The organism is Listeria sp. MAN/IMW/UF464 (genome assembly GCF_058683955.1).
The window spans coordinates 1-16,709 of the sequence record NZ_JBZWZP010000005.1 but is presented as its reverse complement, the minus strand read 5'-3'; the positions used below and the strand labels follow the sequence as shown (position 1 = coordinate 16,709).

17 protein-coding genes and 1 rRNA gene are annotated in these 16,709 nt (G+C 38.8%); 1 reads left to right on the top strand and 17 read right to left on the bottom strand.

The window, feature by feature from the left end; genetic code table 11:
* Window positions 1–23 precede the first annotated feature (23 nt).
* Window positions 24–701 (bottom strand): heptaprenylglyceryl phosphate synthase, encoded by a 678-nt coding sequence (gene pcrB, locus AC4PG0_RS13790; RefSeq protein ID WP_003762841.1) that lies wholly within the window; start codon window positions 699–701, stop codon window positions 24–26.
* 207 nt (window positions 702–908) lie between these two features.
* Here pcrB and AC4PG0_RS13785 point away from each other — a divergent pair, with 207 nt between their 5' ends.
* Window positions 909–2,264 carry a sodium-dependent transporter gene (locus AC4PG0_RS13785; protein ID WP_185485102.1) on the top strand — a complete coding sequence of 452 codons (1,356 nt, stop codon included), beginning with the start codon at window positions 909–911 and terminating at the stop codon, window positions 2,262–2,264.
* Between the two features lie 42 nt (window positions 2,265–2,306).
* Here AC4PG0_RS13785 and AC4PG0_RS13780 read toward each other — a convergent pair whose 3' ends face one another.
* The 16 genes from AC4PG0_RS13780 to rrf all read right to left on the bottom strand — a co-directional run.
* Window positions 2,307–2,561: a hypothetical protein gene (locus AC4PG0_RS13780; RefSeq protein WP_003722240.1), complete on the bottom strand. Its 255-nt coding sequence runs from the start codon at window positions 2,559–2,561 to the stop codon at window positions 2,307–2,309.
* An 18-nt stretch (window positions 2,562–2,579) separates the two neighbouring features.
* Window positions 2,580–2,876, bottom strand: a complete 297-nt coding sequence (locus tag AC4PG0_RS13775) for a YerC/YecD family TrpR-related protein (protein ID WP_003720075.1) — start codon at window positions 2,874–2,876, stop codon at window positions 2,580–2,582.
* A gap of 137 nt (window positions 2,877–3,013) precedes the next feature.
* Window positions 3,014–4,276, bottom strand: a complete 1,263-nt coding sequence (gene purD / locus AC4PG0_RS13770) for a phosphoribosylamine--glycine ligase (RefSeq protein ID WP_492167849.1) — start codon at window positions 4,274–4,276, stop codon at window positions 3,014–3,016.
* Window positions 4,277–4,302: 26 nt separating this feature from the next.
* The gene (purH, locus tag AC4PG0_RS13765; RefSeq protein WP_492167848.1) at window positions 4,303–5,832 is read right to left on the bottom strand and encodes a bifunctional phosphoribosylaminoimidazolecarboxamide formyltransferase/IMP cyclohydrolase; all 1,530 of its coding nucleotides are present in this window, start codon (window positions 5,830–5,832) and stop codon (window positions 4,303–4,305) included.
* Between the two features lie 5 nt (window positions 5,833–5,837).
* Complete coding sequence (purN, locus tag AC4PG0_RS13760) at window positions 5,838–6,404, bottom strand: phosphoribosylglycinamide formyltransferase (RefSeq protein ID WP_003762851.1); 567 nt, start codon at window positions 6,402–6,404, stop codon at window positions 5,838–5,840.
* Window positions 6,401–7,447: a phosphoribosylformylglycinamidine cyclo-ligase gene (gene purM / locus AC4PG0_RS13755; protein ID WP_033533895.1), complete on the bottom strand. Its 1,047-nt coding sequence runs from the start codon at window positions 7,445–7,447 to the stop codon at window positions 6,401–6,403. The genes purN and purM overlap by 4 nt, the downstream gene beginning before the upstream one ends.
* A gap of 18 nt (window positions 7,448–7,465) precedes the next feature.
* Window positions 7,466–8,893, bottom strand: coding sequence for an amidophosphoribosyltransferase (purF, locus tag AC4PG0_RS13750; protein WP_003762854.1), 1,428 nt, complete (start codon window positions 8,891–8,893; stop codon window positions 7,466–7,468).
* Window positions 8,878–11,097, bottom strand: a complete 2,220-nt coding sequence (gene purL, locus AC4PG0_RS13745; protein ID WP_492167847.1) for a phosphoribosylformylglycinamidine synthase subunit PurL — start codon at window positions 11,095–11,097, stop codon at window positions 8,878–8,880. The genes purF and purL overlap by 16 nt, the downstream gene beginning before the upstream one ends.
* Entirely contained in the window at window positions 11,090–11,773 is a 684-nt protein-coding gene (purQ, locus tag AC4PG0_RS13740; RefSeq protein ID WP_185482703.1) for a phosphoribosylformylglycinamidine synthase subunit PurQ, read from the bottom strand. Before purQ ends, purL begins: the two co-directional genes overlap by 8 nt.
* A 3-nt stretch (window positions 11,774–11,776) precedes the next feature.
* Window positions 11,777–12,022: a phosphoribosylformylglycinamidine synthase subunit PurS gene (purS, locus tag AC4PG0_RS13735; RefSeq protein WP_003722248.1), complete on the bottom strand. Its 246-nt coding sequence runs from the start codon at window positions 12,020–12,022 to the stop codon at window positions 11,777–11,779.
* Between the two features lie 11 nt (window positions 12,023–12,033).
* Window positions 12,034–12,747, bottom strand: a complete 714-nt coding sequence (purC, locus tag AC4PG0_RS13730) for a phosphoribosylaminoimidazolesuccinocarboxamide synthase (protein ID WP_492167846.1) — start codon at window positions 12,745–12,747, stop codon at window positions 12,034–12,036.
* A gap of 80 nt (window positions 12,748–12,827) precedes the next feature.
* A complete protein-coding gene (purB, locus tag AC4PG0_RS13725) occupies window positions 12,828–14,120 on the bottom strand; it encodes an adenylosuccinate lyase (RefSeq protein ID WP_010991005.1) in 1,293 nt (430 codons plus the stop codon).
* 18 nt (window positions 14,121–14,138) lie between these two features.
* Window positions 14,139–15,263 carry a 5-(carboxyamino)imidazole ribonucleotide synthase gene (gene purK, locus AC4PG0_RS13720; protein WP_010991006.1) on the bottom strand — a complete coding sequence of 375 codons (1,125 nt, stop codon included), beginning with the start codon at window positions 15,261–15,263 and terminating at the stop codon, window positions 14,139–14,141.
* A complete protein-coding gene (gene purE, locus AC4PG0_RS13715; protein WP_003762860.1) occupies window positions 15,256–15,744 on the bottom strand; it encodes a 5-(carboxyamino)imidazole ribonucleotide mutase in 489 nt (162 codons plus the stop codon). The genes purK and purE overlap by 8 nt, the downstream gene beginning before the upstream one ends.
* Before the next feature lie 212 nt (window positions 15,745–15,956).
* Window positions 15,957–16,481: a DUF2179 domain-containing protein gene (locus AC4PG0_RS13710; protein WP_003762861.1), complete on the bottom strand. Its 525-nt coding sequence runs from the start codon at window positions 16,479–16,481 to the stop codon at window positions 15,957–15,959.
* Window positions 16,482–16,620: 139 nt separating this feature from the next.
* A 5S ribosomal RNA gene (rrf, locus tag AC4PG0_RS13705) occupies window positions 16,621–16,709 on the bottom strand; the annotation flags it as partial.

Sequence of the window (16,709 nt, the reverse complement as noted above, 5' to 3'; positions counted from 1 at the left end):
TTTTATCATACTACACTTTATAATCAAACCGTTTTCTTCCTAAAAATAGTTGCGGTTTCTAGTGCTTTTTCTAAATCCTCATAAATAATATTGCCCACAATAATCGTATCCGCGTACTTCGCCATTTCAGCAGCTTGTTCTTTGGAACGGATTCCGCCACCATACCAAAACTCAGTGTCGCTTAAAACTTCACTTACTTTTCTTACTGCTTCTGGATCGCCGTACATCCCGCTATATTCGACATAAAAAATTGGCAGACGAAATATATTCTCTGCTAATCGCGCATAAGCAATAATATCTTCATCCGTTAAGTCTGTTTTCGCTTCTGTTAACTGGGCAACTTTTGCGTCTTTATTTAAAATAACATAACCTTCTGATGTGATTCGCTTCCAAGGAATAAAATCCCCTAGTTCCTTGATTAACTCTTTGTGTAAACCGTGCGTCCATTTACTATTTTCCGTATTTAATACAACAGGAATTAAAAAATGTTCTGCTTCCGGTAAAATCATGGATTCATCGCTTACTTCAAGGAAAATCGGCAAATCTGTTTCAGCTAATAATTCATACAGATTTTCGACTGCTTCTATTTCTAAATTATCTGTCCCACCAATGATAAATCCATCGGTTCCAGAATGAATGAGCTTTGTGACACTATTACGAGGTAAATTCTTTGCTGGGTCTAACTTGAATAAATGCTTCATATGCTCCTCCAATTCTCTATAATGGGATATCTTATTATAGCATTAGTTACATTTCATCGCACCCTTACAATAGGAAATTTTAACTTTTTTTAAGCTTTTTTTACGACTTCTTGTTGGGATAGCTTTTATTTTATGGTATGATGAGGAAAATTTGATTTTATTATGACTTCTAGAGTATTGACATAGAAAAAAGGAAATGGGGATATTATGCAAGAAAACAGAGAAGAATGGGGCTCAAAAGTCGGATTTATTTTAGCATCCGCTGGGTCCGCAATAGGAATTGGTGCGATTTGGAAACTGCCTTATGTGGCCGCAACTGCAGGAGGTGGCGCATTTTTCTTATTGTTTTTAGTTTTAACCTTACTTGTAGTCATGCCACTTTTGATTGCTGAGTTTGTTATTGGACGAGGTTCTGGTGGGGATGCGGTTCAAGCTTATAAAACGCTCGCACCTGGAACGAAATGGAACTTAATTGGAAAATTAGGCGTAGTTGGCGCAAGTATTTTATTTTCATTTTATAGTGTCGTTGGCGGTTGGATTATTACTTATTTAATTAAAACGCTCGCTGGTGGAATTGCCGGTGAAAACCAAGCGACTTTACTCCATGATTTTCAAGTGACGACAGCCAACCCATGGATTTCGGTTGGTGCGACAATTTTCTTTATTTTACTCAATGTGATCGTTATTAGCCGCGGAGTTGTTAGCGGAATTGAAAAAATGAGCAAGTTTATGATGCCCGCGCTTTTTATTTTATTTATAGTGTTAATTATCAGGTCCTTGACATTACCAGGCGCAATGGAAGGTGTCGCATTTTTCTTACGACCAGATTTTAGTCATTTTACTGCTCAAACAGTCCTTATTACACTCGGTCAGGCGTTCTTTTCACTCAGTGTGGGGATTTCGGTGATGGTTACGTATAGTTCTTATTTGAACCGTTCGACTAGTTTACCTCAGTCGGCGATTTCGGTTTCGCTTATGAATGTGTTTGTTTCGTTACTTGCTGGGTTAGCTATTTTTCCAGCGGCATTTTCGTTTAACATTACGCCAGATGCAGGTCCGGGGTTATTGTTTGTTATTTTGCCCTCGATATTTAATCAAATGCCGTTTGGGATGTTGTTCTTTATTATTTTCTTAATTTTATTCTTATTCGCCGCATTAACGTCTAGTTTCTCGATGCTTGAAGCAACTGTTGCTCCGCTGATGAATGCTGGCGTTAATCGTAAAAAGGCGAGTCTCTGGATGGGGCTTGTGATTGTGTTAATGGCAATTCCAAGTGCGCTTAGTTTTGGTGTTTGGAGCGATGTTCAGATTTTTGGACTAAGTATTTTTGATGCTGCCGATTATCTTGTGTCGAATATTATCTTGCCAGTTGGTGCTTTATTTATCGCTATTTTTGTTGGTTACCGATTACCTCGTGAATTACTTTTAAAAGAATTTACATCAAGCAGCCATTTTGGCAAAAAGGTTTTTATTATTTGGCTCTTTCTCATTAAATATATTGCACCAATTGCGATTATTTTTGTCTTTCTCTCAGCGACCGGTTTAATTGATTTTCTGTTTTAACAAAAAAAGCAATCCGCTAATTTCTTAGCGAGATTGCTTTTATTATATTGCCATCAGTACGATACTTGTCACACAAATCAGGATTCCACTTAGGCCAATCGCCGTTCCAATTGCTCGTTTTTCTCTAACATTAGCAAGCGTCGTGAAAATAAAACAAATAATAAAGACCCAGTGCCACAGTAAAGAAAAATCAAGCCCAGTTCCAGTGGAAATCATATTAATCACAAAATAAATAACTGCAAGAGCAAGAATAGAGATGATTACAATCTGATAGGTTTTACTATTAAACTTTTTCAATATTAATCCCTACCAATCTTATTCTGGCTTTGTCATTCTTGAAAATACGACATCGTACATATCATTGCCATAATGAAGTGAACGTTTTACACGTGAAATTGTTGCTGTACTTGCACCTGTCTCAGATTCAATCACATTATACGTTTTTCCATCATGAAGCATTTTTGCTACTTGGAAACGTTGAGCCATGGATTGTATTTCGTTCACAGTACAAACATCATCAAAAAAAGCATAACATTCTTCTAAATTCTCGAGCGTTAAAATCCCTTGGAAGAATTCATCCAATCCTTGTCCACGCAACTTCTCTATTTGCATATCTTTACCTCCAAATAATCTCATATATCCTACTTTCATATTTTAACGTACCAACGCGTAAAACACAAACGTTTCTCTTTACGAAATAAACAAAAAAAGTACTATCCAAGCAATTTGCTTAAAGATAGTACTTTTTATTATTCTGCCTTTGTTCCAATATCCATTCGATAAAAGAAATTTGGATTATCTAATTTTTGCATTTCTGGATACAGTAAAGTCCGTGCATCACTCATGGTTTCAGCTTCTTTTGCTAGTAATAAAACGCGACCGCCATTTGAGACAAATTCCCCGTTTTCGTTTTGTTTTGTTCCCGCATGATAAATGGCGACATCCTCTCTAATATCATTTAAGCCAGTGAGTTTATTTCCTTTTTCATAATGTTCTGGGTAACCTGCACTTGCTAAAACGACACCGAGCGTAATTCCTTCTTTTTTAAAGCGAACTTCTGGTTTTTCGTTGTTGAGTAAAGCTGCTATAAGTGCTGCAAAATCACTTTCTAAACGAGGCAATACGACTTGTGTTTCCGGATCACCAAATCGCGCGTTAAATTCAATTACTTTTGGCCCATCTGTCGTTAAAATAAGACCTGCATAAAGAATTCCGCGGAAGTAGCGATCTTCTTGCACCATTCCTTTTGCAGCGGGGCGAAGGATTTTTTCAATAGCTTCATTCACTACATCTTCTGAAATATGTGGTACTGGTGAATAAGCGCCCATTCCACCAGTATTAGGTCCTTTATCGCCTTCATAAGCACGTTTATGATCTTGTGCAATCGCCATTGGATACACTTCTTCCCCGTTTACAAAAGCCATCAAGGAAAACTCTTCGCCAGCTAAGAAGTCCTCAATAACGACTTTGAGAGATGCGTCACCGAATTTTTCTTCTAACATCATATCTTTTAACGCAAGGACAGCTTCTTCCATCTCTAAAGCTACTGTGACACCTTTTCCAGCGGCTAATCCGTCTGCTTTAATAACGATTGGTACACCGCGTTCATCCAAATATGCTTTAGCCTCCGCATAATCAGTGAAAGTTCTTGAGGCAGCAGTGGGAATGGCATATTTCTCCATAAATTGCTTGGCGAAGTCTTTACTACCTTCAATTAAAGCTGCATTTGCTTTTGGTCCGAAAGCTTTGATTCCCACTTCTTCAAATGCATCTACCACCCCTTCTAAAAGAGGTACTTCAGGTCCAACGATGACAAAGGAAACGTCTGCTTTCTTGGCAAAATCAATCAAACCAACTTTATCTGTTTCGGAAATAGCAACTAATTGAATATCATCTAAACGCATTCCGTCATTTCCGGGAGCGCAATATACTTTTTCGACATTGTTTGATTCTAGTAATTTTTTACTAATAGCATGTTCTCGACCGCCGCTACCAACTACTAATAAATTCATTTAATGACACGTCCTTTTTATGAGGATTAATGTTTGAAATGGCGTACATGAGTTAGAACCATGGAAATTCCATATTTATCAGCCATTGCAATTGATTCTTTATCTTTGATCGATCCACCAGGTTGAATAATCGCCGTAATACCTGCTTTTGCCGCAGCCTCAACTGTATCATCCATCGGGAAAAAGGCATCGGAGGCAAGTACAGCGCCTTTTGCTTTTTCACCAGCTTGTTCTAGCGCAATCAATGCTGAGCCGATTCGATTCATTTGACCAGCGCCAATTCCAAGCGTTTGTTTATCTGAGCCAATAACAATCGCGTTTGACTTGACATGTTTGACAATTTTCCACTGAGCAAGTAAAGCTTTCATTTCTGAGTTGGTTGGTTGTTTTTCTGTCACTACTTCATAACTTGTTGTATCTTCTACAAAAGCGTCATTCGCTTGGATAAGAAGTCCACCGTTAACAGAAGTTTTCTCAAAACCTTCCACGTTACCCGCAAATGGAACAGTTAACAGACGAATATTTTTCTTTTTCGCTAAAATCGCAAAAGCTTCTTCGGAAAAACTTGGTGCAATAATGATTTCTAAGAAAATTTTACTCATATGTTCTGCTGTTTTCGCATCAACTTCTTTATTTAAAGCAACAATTCCACCAAAAATAGATATTTCATCTGCTTCGTAGGCTTTTAAATAAGCTTCTTCAATAGTTTCACCAACGCCAACTCCGCATGGATTCATGTGTTTTACTGCAACTGCCACTGGTTCTTTGAATTCACTAGCAATTTTAAGTGCCGCATCTGCATCGCGAATGTTGTTATAAGATAACTCTTTACCGTGCAACTGTTTCGCAGCACTAATCGAGTTTTCAACCGCACGTGGTTCTGTATAAAAAGCTGCATCTTGGTGAGGATTTTCACCGTAACGCAAAACTTGTTTTCGATTGTAAGTTAATGTTACTTTTTCTGGGAAAGTTTCACCGGTAACATCCGTTAAGTACTCTGCAATTAAAGCATCATAAGCTGCTGTGTGTCGAAATACTTTAGCAGCAAGACGTTGGCGCGTTTCAAAAGTAGTTGCACCGTGTTCTTGTAGTTCTGTAAGTACTGTATCGTAGTCCGCTGTATCAACTACAACAGTTACCGCCGCATAATTTTTCGCAGCAGAGCGTAACATTGAAGGTCCGCCAATATCAATATTTTCAATCGCTTCTTCTAAAGTAACACCAGGTTTTTGAATCGTTTCTTGGAAAGGATACAAATTAACAATGACTAAATCAATTGGCTTAATATCATGTGCAGCAATTGCTTCCATATGTTCCGCCGTATCACGTCTTGCAAGCAAACCACCATGAATAGCTGGATGAAGCGTTTTTACTCGGCCATCAAGCATTTCTGGAAATTCGGTAACTGCTTCAATTCCCGTAACCGGTACGCCAGCTTGTTCAAATGCTGCTTTTGTCCCACCAGTTGAAATAATTTCTACACCAAGTTCTACTAATTTTTCTGCAAATGGCACGATGCCGTTTTTATCTGATACACTTATAAGCGCTCTTTTCATGATAATTAATCGTTCCCTCCATTTTGAATTAATCCTCGAATCACTTTTGGATAAAAAATATGTTCTACTTGATGAATTTTTTCAGCTAAACTATCTGCTGTTTCTGTTTTAGCTACCACAACTTTGACCTGGTCAATCATTGGTCCTGTATCCATCCCGGCATCCACAAAATGAGCTGTAACACCGGTTTCTGATACTTTCGCTTCGATAGCTTGACCAATCGCATCTTTCCCTTTGAATGCAGGTAATAACGACGGATGCAAGTTAACAATTTGCTCAGGGAATTCCGCAAGTAACGTAGGCCCTATCAAGCGCATATAACCCGCAAGCACTAATAAATCAATTTCCAAACCGCGCAGTTCTAATAAAATTTCGGTTTCAAAAGCCTCTTTATCCGGATAATTTTTCACATCAAACAGGAAAACCGGAATATTTTGCTTGTTTGCGCGTTCTACAACATAGGCGTTTGGTTTATCACAGACAAGTAGCTTCACATGAGGCTTAATAAGCTCATCATCTACTAAAGCTTGAAAATTCGAGCCATTACCAGAAGCAAAAATAGCTATATTCATCCTTTTGCGCCTCCGAAAATAACGGCATCATCAGAACGCGTTGTTACTTCTCCAATAACATAGGCCGCTTCCCCGTTTTGAACGAGTACTTCTAATGTTTTTTCGACATCCTCTTTCGCAACTGCCAAAACCATTCCGATACCCATATTGAAAATCTCATACATTTCAAGTTCGCTCAATTGACCGTATTTTTTCATTAAGTCAAAAATTGGAAGAACCGGCCACGAACCAAGCTCCACTTTAACAGCTAAATCATTTGTTAACATCCGTGGTAAATTCTCTACAAATCCGCCACCTGTCACATGAGTAATACCGTGAACATCCACTGCTTTTAAAACTTCTAAAACTGGCTTCACATAAATGCGTGTCGGCTTAAGTAACTCTTCCACAAGTGGCACATCTAGTTCCGTGAACGCTTCATTTAACTTAAAGTCATTGTCTTTAAAGAAAATTTTTCGGACTAGTGAGTAACCATTACTATGGATTCCGCTCGACGGGATACCAATGAGAGTATCTCCGGCTTTGACTGCACCTTCTGTAATCAGTTTCTTTTTCTCGACAGCTCCGACAGTAAAACCTGCTAAATCATAATCATCTGCCCCGTACATATCGGGCATTTCAGCAGTTTCCCCGCCAATTAAAGCCGCCCCAGCTTGTTCACAACCATCAGCTACCCCTTTAACAATTTGTTCCATTTTAACAGGATCTGTCTTCCCTGTTGCGATATAATCTAAGAAAAATAATGGCTCGGCACCTTGAGCTAAAATGTCATTCACGCACATTGCCACGCAGTCAATCCCAATCGTATCATGCTTATCTGCTTCAATAGCCAAAAGCAATTTTGTTCCAACACCATCTGTACCAGAAACCAGAACGGGTTCTTTTAAATCCAAACCACTTAAGTCAAACATTCCGCCAAAAGAACCAAGGGCACCCATTGCGCCCATCCGCTCTGTTCTAGCTACATGCTTTTTGATGCGCTCGACTACTTGATAGCCAGCATCTACGTCCACGCCTGCTTTACTATATGCATTCTCTGCCATTCGATTTGTCACTCCTCATTATTTTTCTGCTTCTAAGCTCGCTAAATATTCTGCTTCATAATCGTATAAAGGGGTCGGATAATCCCCGTTAAAATAAGCCATACAAAGTCCCCCATAAGGTTCGTTCGGATAAGGTCTGCCAATGGAATCTACTAAACCTTCTTCACTCAAATATTCTAAAGAATCAGCGCCAATAATACGGCAAATTTCATCAACAGAATAATTAGAAGCAATCAATTCATTTCGTGTTTGAATATCAATTCCATAAAAACAAGGATAAGCAAGTGGTGGAGAAGCGATTCTCACATGAACTTCCGCCGCGCCCGCTTCACGTAAAAGCTGGACAATGCGTTTACTTGTCGTCCCACGAACGATGGAATCATCAATCATGACAACTCGTTTACCTTCCACAACTCCTCGCACCGCAGAAAGCTTCATTCTAACCCCTTGTTCCCTAAGTTCTTGAGATGGCTGAATAAAAGTTCTTGCCACATATCTATTTTTGATGAGACCAAGTTCGTACGGCAGTCCAGCTTCTTCTGCATAGCCAATCGCCGCAGAAATACTTGAATCCGGCACACCTGTCACTACATCTGCATCAATAAATGCTTCTTTTGCAAGTCTTTTCCCAGAACGCTTTCTAGCTGAGTGAACATTAATTCCAGCTATATTAGAGTCCGGACGAGCAAAATAAATATATTCCATACTACAAATCGAATGCGTCACATTTTCCGTAAATTTTTCAATCCGCAGTCCGTCATTATTAATAATAATCAGTTCACCTGGCTCCACATCACGGACAAATTCAGCGCCAACCGTTTCAAAAGCACAAGTTTCAGAAGCAACTACATAAGAATCGCCAATTCGACCAATCGAAAGTGGTCTAAAGCCATTTGGGTCAAGCGCGGCGTACATTGTATCTTCTGTAAGCAGCATATATGCAAAGCCACCTTTGACCTTGTTTAAAGCTACTTTTAAATCTTCTACAAAATCACCAGTATGGCTGCGTTTAATTAAATGCGCTAATACTTCCGTGTCCGAACTTGTTTGAAAGATAGCTCCTTCTTCTTCTAATTCGCGGCGTAAAGTCTTCGCATTCACTAAATTCCCATTATGCGCAAGTGCAAGTGAAGAACTGTGAAAATGAAATAAAAATGGTTGTACATTTCCTAAGTTTTTTTGACCAGCTGTCGCATAGCGAACGTGGCCAATTGCTGCCTTACCTTTTAAATCGTCTAGTTCACCGTGCTTAAATACATCTGCTAAAAGCCCAAGATTCCGATGCCCTTTTAACGTTTCTCCGTCTGTTGAAACAATTCCGGCACCTTCTTGACCGCGATGTTGTAAACTATGCAACCCATAGTAAGTGATTTCCGCTGCATTAGGATGATCCCAAATACCAAAAATACCACATTCTTCATTAAGTCCTTTTACTTCAGCAAGCATGGAATAGCCCCTTCCCAAATAAATCGTAAATCAGATGTACTCGCAGTTACTAGCTCTTCTTTATGTTTCACGCGAATCGTTTCATCTGCCGTTACTACACCAAGTCGATATACTTTTTCCAGTTCCATTAATTTAGCAAAAGCTGCTTCATTTTCTGGTTTTACAGATACTAAGAAACGTGATTGTGATTCACTGAATAGTTGATTCAACTCAAATGGTACTTCTACATCCGCACCAAGCCCTGCTTTAAATGTCGCTTCCGCAAGAGCAACACCAAACCCGCCTTCTGCTAAATCATGACTGGAAGCAACTAATCCTTCCTGAATCGCGGTTAGAAGTAATTGTTGGTATTTTTTCTCTGTCGCTAAATCTAATTCTGGCGCGCGTCCGCTAATTTTCCCTTGTTGTAATTTCTGTAATTCCGAGCCACTATATTCAGCTTTTGTTTCACCAATTAAGAAAATCACATCGCCACTATTTTTAAAATCTTGTGTCGTAATGTGTGCCAAATCCTCTACTAAACCAACCATCCCAATCACCGGCGTTGGATAAATTCCTGTACCATCTGTTTCATTATAAAGCGAAACATTTCCCGAAATGACTGGTGTATCAAGCTCTAGACAAGCTGCACTAATACCATCAGCTGCTTTTTCAATTTCCCAAAAAATTTCAGGTTTTTCAGGATTACCAAAATTAAGTCCATCTGTAATCGCGAGTGGTTTTCCGCCAGAACAAACGATATTGCGCGCCGCTTCCGCAACCGCTATCGCTCCGCCTACTTCTGGGTCAAGATACAAATAGCGCGAGTTACAGTCAGTTGTCATCGCAATCGCCTTCTCGGTTCCACGCACACGAACAATTGCCGCATCTGATCCGGGCACAACTGCTGTGTCTGTGCGCACTTGATAATCATATTGTTCATAAATATGTCGCTTACTAGCAATCGTTGGCTGAGCAAGTAACTCTTTCCACACACCAACCACATCATCAATCACCGGCACAAATGCATCCTCTTCTTGGAAAGCTTGATAACGAGCTGGTTCTTTCGAAGGTTTATGATAAACTGGCGCATCTTCTGCAAGCGCATCTACAGGAACGTTCGCAACCACTTCACCGTGATGAATAATTTTATACATTTTATCGTCCGTTACTTTTCCAATCACAACTGCTTCTAAACCATATCGTTCAAATAAAGCTTGGATTTCTTCTACATGACCTTTTTTCACACATAGAAGCATCCGTTCTTGAGATTCAGAAAGTAACATTTCGTATGGCGTCATATGTAGTTCACGTTGCGGCACATCATCCATAATTAATTCTAGCCCAGCACCCGCTTTTGAAGCCATTTCAGAACTTGAGCTAACAAGCCCAGCAGCTCCCATATCTTGAATCCCAACTAAAATATCCGAATGATCACGAATCACATCTAAACAAGCCTCAAGCAACAATTTCTCCATAAAAGGATCGCCCACTTGTACAGCAGAACGTTGTTGTTCGCCTTCTTCACTAAACTCTACAGATGCAAAAGTGGCACCGTGAATCCCGTCACGACCAGTTTTAGCGCCAACATACATCACCGGGTTGCCAATTCCTTTTGCTTGCCCTTTTTGAATATCTTTTGCTTCAATTAATCCAACACACATCGCATTTACTAATGGATTTTTTGTGTAACAAGGATCAAATTGGATTTCGCCGCCAACAGTTGGAATCCCAATCGAATTACCATATCCAGCAATCCCAGCAACAACTTCACTAACTAAGTACTTCGCATGTGGAGTATCTAGCTCACCAAAACGAAGCGAGTTCAGCATTGCAATCGGTCTAGCTCCCATCGAGAAAACATCACGAATAATTCCGCCGACACCAGTTGCAGCTCCTTGGTACGGCTCCACGTATGATGGATGATTATGACTTTCGACTTTAAAAGCAACACCTAAACCATCGCCAATATCAACAATCCCAGCACCTTCACCCGGTCCTTGCAAAACTTGTTTTCCTTCTGTAGGAAATTTCCGAAGTACTGGTTTAGAATTTTTATAGCTACAATGTTCCGACCACATAACAGAGAAAAGACCTGTTTCAGTATAATTAGGCTCGCGTCCAAGAATGGAACAAACAAGCTCATATTCACTATCCGTTAAACCCATTTCTTGATAAATCTTTTGTTCTTTAATTTCTTTTGTCGTTGGCTCCATGTTAGGCATTTACTTGTTCCTCCTTCCAAGCTTTTACAACGGACTCGAAAAGTCTTAAACCATCAGTGCCGCCAATAATATCTTCCACCGCGCGTTCAGGATGTGGCATCATTCCAAGCACATTCCCGCGTTCATTAACGATACCAGCAATATCTGCACGACTTCCATTTGGGTTCACGCTATCATATGTAAACACAATTTGATTATTGTCTTTTAATTTTAAAAGTGTTTCATCATCACAGTAGTAATTACCTTCCCCGTGAGCAACTGGAACTTGAATAATTTCGTCTTCTTCATAAAGTCCAGTAAACATTGTATCGGCATTCGCCACACGAAGCGGCACCGTCTTACAAATAAAATGCAAATTATTGTTTCTAATTAAAGCTCCTGGTAGTAAACCAATTTCTGTTAAAATTTGAAATCCGTTACACACACCAAGCACTGGTTTTCCCATTTCAGCAAAGCGTAAAACTTCTGGCATAATACTTGAAAATTTCGCAATCGCACCAGTTCGCAAGTAATCTCCATAAGAAAATCCACCTGGAAGTAATACCGCATCAAAACCTGCAAGACTTGTTTCCGCATGCCAAACATATTCCGCCTCCTCACCAAGAGAATCGCGAATCGCATGTAGCATATCAAGGTCACAATTTGAACCTGGGAACTGAATGACAGCAAATTTCATCGTTTAAGCCTCCTCAATTTCATATCGGTAATCTTCCATCACCGGATTTGTTAACAGTTTGTCGCACATTTCATTCAACACTTCATGAATATCTCTATCTGACTTCGCTACTTTAAGTTCCATAAATTTACCAATACGGACATCTTCTACTTCTTCGTAACCCATGCTTTTCGCTGCGTCTTTTACTGCAACCCCTTGTGGATCTAATACGCTTTTCTTTAAAGTGACATAAACTTTGACATTATACATTTTGTGGCCTCCTAGTTTTGAACTTGCTTTAATCTATTCAATACTTCTGTATACACATCTGTTAAATTGCCAATATTCCGACGAAAGACATCCTTATCGAGCTTTTGATTTGTTTCCTTATCCCATAGTCTGCATGTATCTGGTGAAATTTCATCCGCCAGCAAAATATTTCCCGCTGCATCACGACCAAATTCTAATTTAAAATCAATGAGAGTAATATTCATTTGATTGAATAATTCTTGTAGCACCTTATTAATCGAACGAGCAGCCTGACGAATCGCGTCCATTTCATTTGTTGTCGCAATGTCTAAATAAAGCACATGATCATCATTAATAAACGGATCATCTAAGGCATCATCTTTATAATAAAATTCCACAATCGCATTTGGAATTTCCTCGCCTTCTTCTTTACCAAGACGTTTCGCAAGACTACCAGCCGTCACATTACGAACAACAACTTCAAGTGGAATAATCGAAACTTCTTTAACAAGTTGTTCCGTTTCTGAAATCGCCCGAATAAAGTGACTCGAAATCCCTTCTTTTGCTAAATAAGAAAAAATAAGTGATGTAATCTGATTATTAAGTTCGCCTTTACCAGTAAAAGATTCTTTTCGAACACCATTTAGAGCAGTCGCATCATCCTTATATGCAACACGCAAGACCCCAGCCTCATCTGTTTTAAAAAGTCGTTTTGCTTTTCCTTCATACAACAGTTCATTAGTCACGATAATTTATCTCCTTATAAATTACTTAACCTCTTTGAAAAAACATATATCAAAGAGGTTAGGTTGTATTCTGTCCGTAATTATAATCCTAAGCGATCAAAAATTAAGTCGACATTCTTCAGGTGATAGTTGTAATCAAAGCAGTCTGCAATTTCTTCTGCAGATAGATTTTCAGTAATAGTTGCATCTTGTTCTACTAATTCACGGAATGGTACTTGTTTTTCCCAAGCTTCCATTGCTCTTGGTTGTACGACATCATAGGCTGCTTCTCGAGCTAAGCCTTTATCAATCAGCGCAAGTAGAACACGTTGCGAATAAATTAATCCTAGAGTTCTATCCATATTACGTTTCATATTTTCTGGGAATACCGTCAAGTTTTTCACAATATTACCAAAACGATTTAAAATATAATCTAATAAAATAGTAGAATCTGGTAAAATAATTCGTTCCGCTGAACTATGAGAAATATCACGTTCATGCCAAAGTGGTACATTTTCATAAGCAGTAACCATATGTCCACGAATAACGCGAGCTAGCCCAGTTACATTTTCAGAACCAATTGGATTACGTTTATGCGGCATTGCGGATGAACCTTTTTGCCCTTTTGCAAAGAATTCTTCTACTTCGCGTACTTCACTTTTTTGTAAAGCACGTACTTCAACAGCAAATTTTTCGACAGAAGTGGCAATTAAAGCAAGCGTTGCAAGATATTCTGCATGACGATCACGTTGCAATGTTTGCGTTGAAATCGGCGCTGGAGTAGTTCCTAATTTTTCACAAACATATGCTTCCACAAAAGGATCAATGTTAGCATAAGTCCCAACAGCTCCAGAAATCTTTCCGAACTCTACACCATCAGCAGCAAAGTTAAAACGTTCTAAATTACGTTTCATTTCCTCGTACCATAGAGCAAGTTTTAAACCAAAAGTTGTTGGCTCCGCGTGAACACCGTGCGTACGACCCATCGTTACTGTATATTTATGTTCTTTCGCTTTTTCGCCAATAATCGCAATGAAATTCTCCAAGTCTTTTCTTAAAATTTCATTTGCTTGTTTTAGTAAGTAAGAATTCGCTGTATCTACTACATCTGTTGAAGTTAAGCCATAATGCACCCATTTACGTTCCTCACCAAGAGACTCAGATACCGAACGAGTAAATGCTACTACATCATGTCTAGTTTCTAATTCGATTTCATGAATACGGTCGACATCAAACTTAGCATTCGCACGAATTTTCTTTACATCTTCTTTTGGAATATCACCAAGCTCTGCCCACGCTTCACAAGCCAAAATTTCTACTTCTAACCAAGCTTGATAACGATTTTGTTCTGTCCAAATATTGCCCATTTCTTTACGAGTATAACGTTCTAACATCCTTTTTAATTCCTCCAGTTACTTCCAAATTTGCGTTTCTTCTATATCACTCAATACCGCTTTTGGTTCATCAGTCAAGATAGTTATATGACCCATTTTGCGATTGATTTTAGCTTCTTTTTTACCATAATAATGCACAAACCAATGTGGGTAATCTATCATTTGTTCATTCACTGCATCCACATGTTGTCCTAAAATATTGACCATTAACGCTGGTTTCAATAGCTCAGGTTTTACTAGCGGCAAGCCAACTATCGCACGAATATGCTGTGTGAACTGAGAAATCGAACAAGCCTCTATCGTAAAATGTCCTGAATTATGAGGTCTTGGAGCAAGTTCATTTACATAAATCGCCCCAGAACTAGTCACAAACATTTCTACAGCTAAAACACCACATAATTGAAGTACATCGGCTAATTTTTTGGCAATTTCTTCCGCTTCTTCATAGACATCCGCTGCCACTTTGGCCGGCGCAATAGTCGTATGCAAAATATTGTTTACATGAACATTCTCAGCTACTGGGAATGTTTCCACTTGTCCATTTAAGTTACGAGCAACAATGACAGAAATCTCTTTTTCAAAAGGAATCCAGGCTTCTAACACACAAGAACCGTAACGCAACAATTGTGCTGCATCCTCAATATCACTTGCACTGTGAATAACAACTTGTCCCTTTCCATCATATCCGCCTTGCGCTGTTTTTAAGACAGCCGGATAACCAATACTTCTTATCTCACTTTCGATTTCTTCTTTATCAACAATTACAGCATATGGCGCAATATTAATGTTAGCAGATTCTAAATACGCCTTTTCTAAAATTCTGTCTTGCGTAATCGAAAGTAATTCCGATCCTTGTGGGACAGATACTAAGTTTTGTGTCATTTTAAGCGCATCGTAGTCAATGTTTTCAAATTCATATGTCACAACATCTGCTTTTTCCGAAAGTTCACGTAAAGCTACTTTGTCATCATAATCAGCTACGATTTGTTCATCGCTTACTTGAGCAGCTGGACAATCTGCTGTAGGATCTAAAACAATAATTCGGTAACCCATTGCTTTTGCAGCTATCGCTAGCATACGTCCTAATTGTCCACCACCGATGATACCAATTGTACTATTTGTCAGTAAAAATTTTTTATCCAAGAGAATCACTACTTTCTAGAACTGTTTCTTCTAGTGTAGCACGTCTTTTTTGTAATCTGTTAGTAATTGCATCGTTTGTAATAGATAAAATTTGCGCTGCTAAAAGACCCGCATTGACTGCTCCGCTTTCACCGATTGCAACAGTAGCAACAGGAACACCACCAGGCATTTGTACAATGGATAATAGAGAATCCATTCCGCTTAACGCTTTTGACTTAATTGGCACACCAATAACAGGCAAAGTTGTTTTAGCAGCAACCATACCTGGCAAATGCGCCGCTCCTCCAGCGCCCGCAATAATAATTTTCAAACCACGTTCCCGCGCTTGTTCTGCATATTGAAACATTAAATCTGGTGTACGATGAGCAGAAACGACTTTTTTTTCATAAGCAATTTCAAGTTCATCCAATACATCACATGCTTTTTTCATTGTATCCCAATCTGAGGTACTCCCCATAATGACACCAATTTCCGCAGGCATTACGTGATCAACTCCTTCTTAATTTCATAATCTCTTTCGACTCCTTCATTCTAACAATAGCTATCACAAAAGTCAACGAAAAATCGAACATTTAATTGTTACGTTTTATTAACGTTCGTGTTTTACTGTTTTTTATTACTATTAGCGGTATTATGTAGCTCATTTCACTAAATAAATAAAAAAAGAAGCTACCATGCTTGGTAAGCTTCTTCCTATTTTCTAACTTGTTTTATCCAAAAACCGCCATGAATTTGTTTTGGCTCAGATGAAACAATAAATGCTCCATTATCAATTTCAATAATTTGTTTATATAGTTTTCGTTCATTCTTTCTTTGAGTCAAAATTTCAAGCATCATACGCTCTCCATCACGCCCACTCGCAAGCCAGCTAGTTACCCCGTAGCCTAAATCACGAATTTGATTCGGCAAATCTAAATTATATTCTTTCGTAATAACATTTACAGTGATATAACCTAAAGCAATTCGCTCTTCAATTTTCATTCCAACAATAATACCCACACCAAAACCTACTGCATAAGCTAAAACATTCGCTATGTTATTTAAATTATCTAATACCAAACTTAGTGCAACAACATAAATAATCATCTCAAATACACTCGAAAGTGCAGCTAAATAACGATATCCTTTCATCGTAAGTAGCAACCTTACCGTATAAATGGTCACATACAAAATATTTACAACAAAGATTGTAGCTACTATAAATATACCATTATCCACTAAAAAACACCCCTCCACCTAAAAAACTCCATTAAAAATTCTATTTAAGGGTCTTTTACTAATATAACATCCAATAAGATAGCTGACAAAGGAAACACTTCAACAAAAAAAGCCCTAAATAATTAGGACTTTTACTATTGCCCGGCAGCGACCTACTCTCGCAGGGGGAAGCCCCCAACTACCATTGGCGCAGAGAAGCTTAACTACCGTGTTCGGGATGGGAACGGG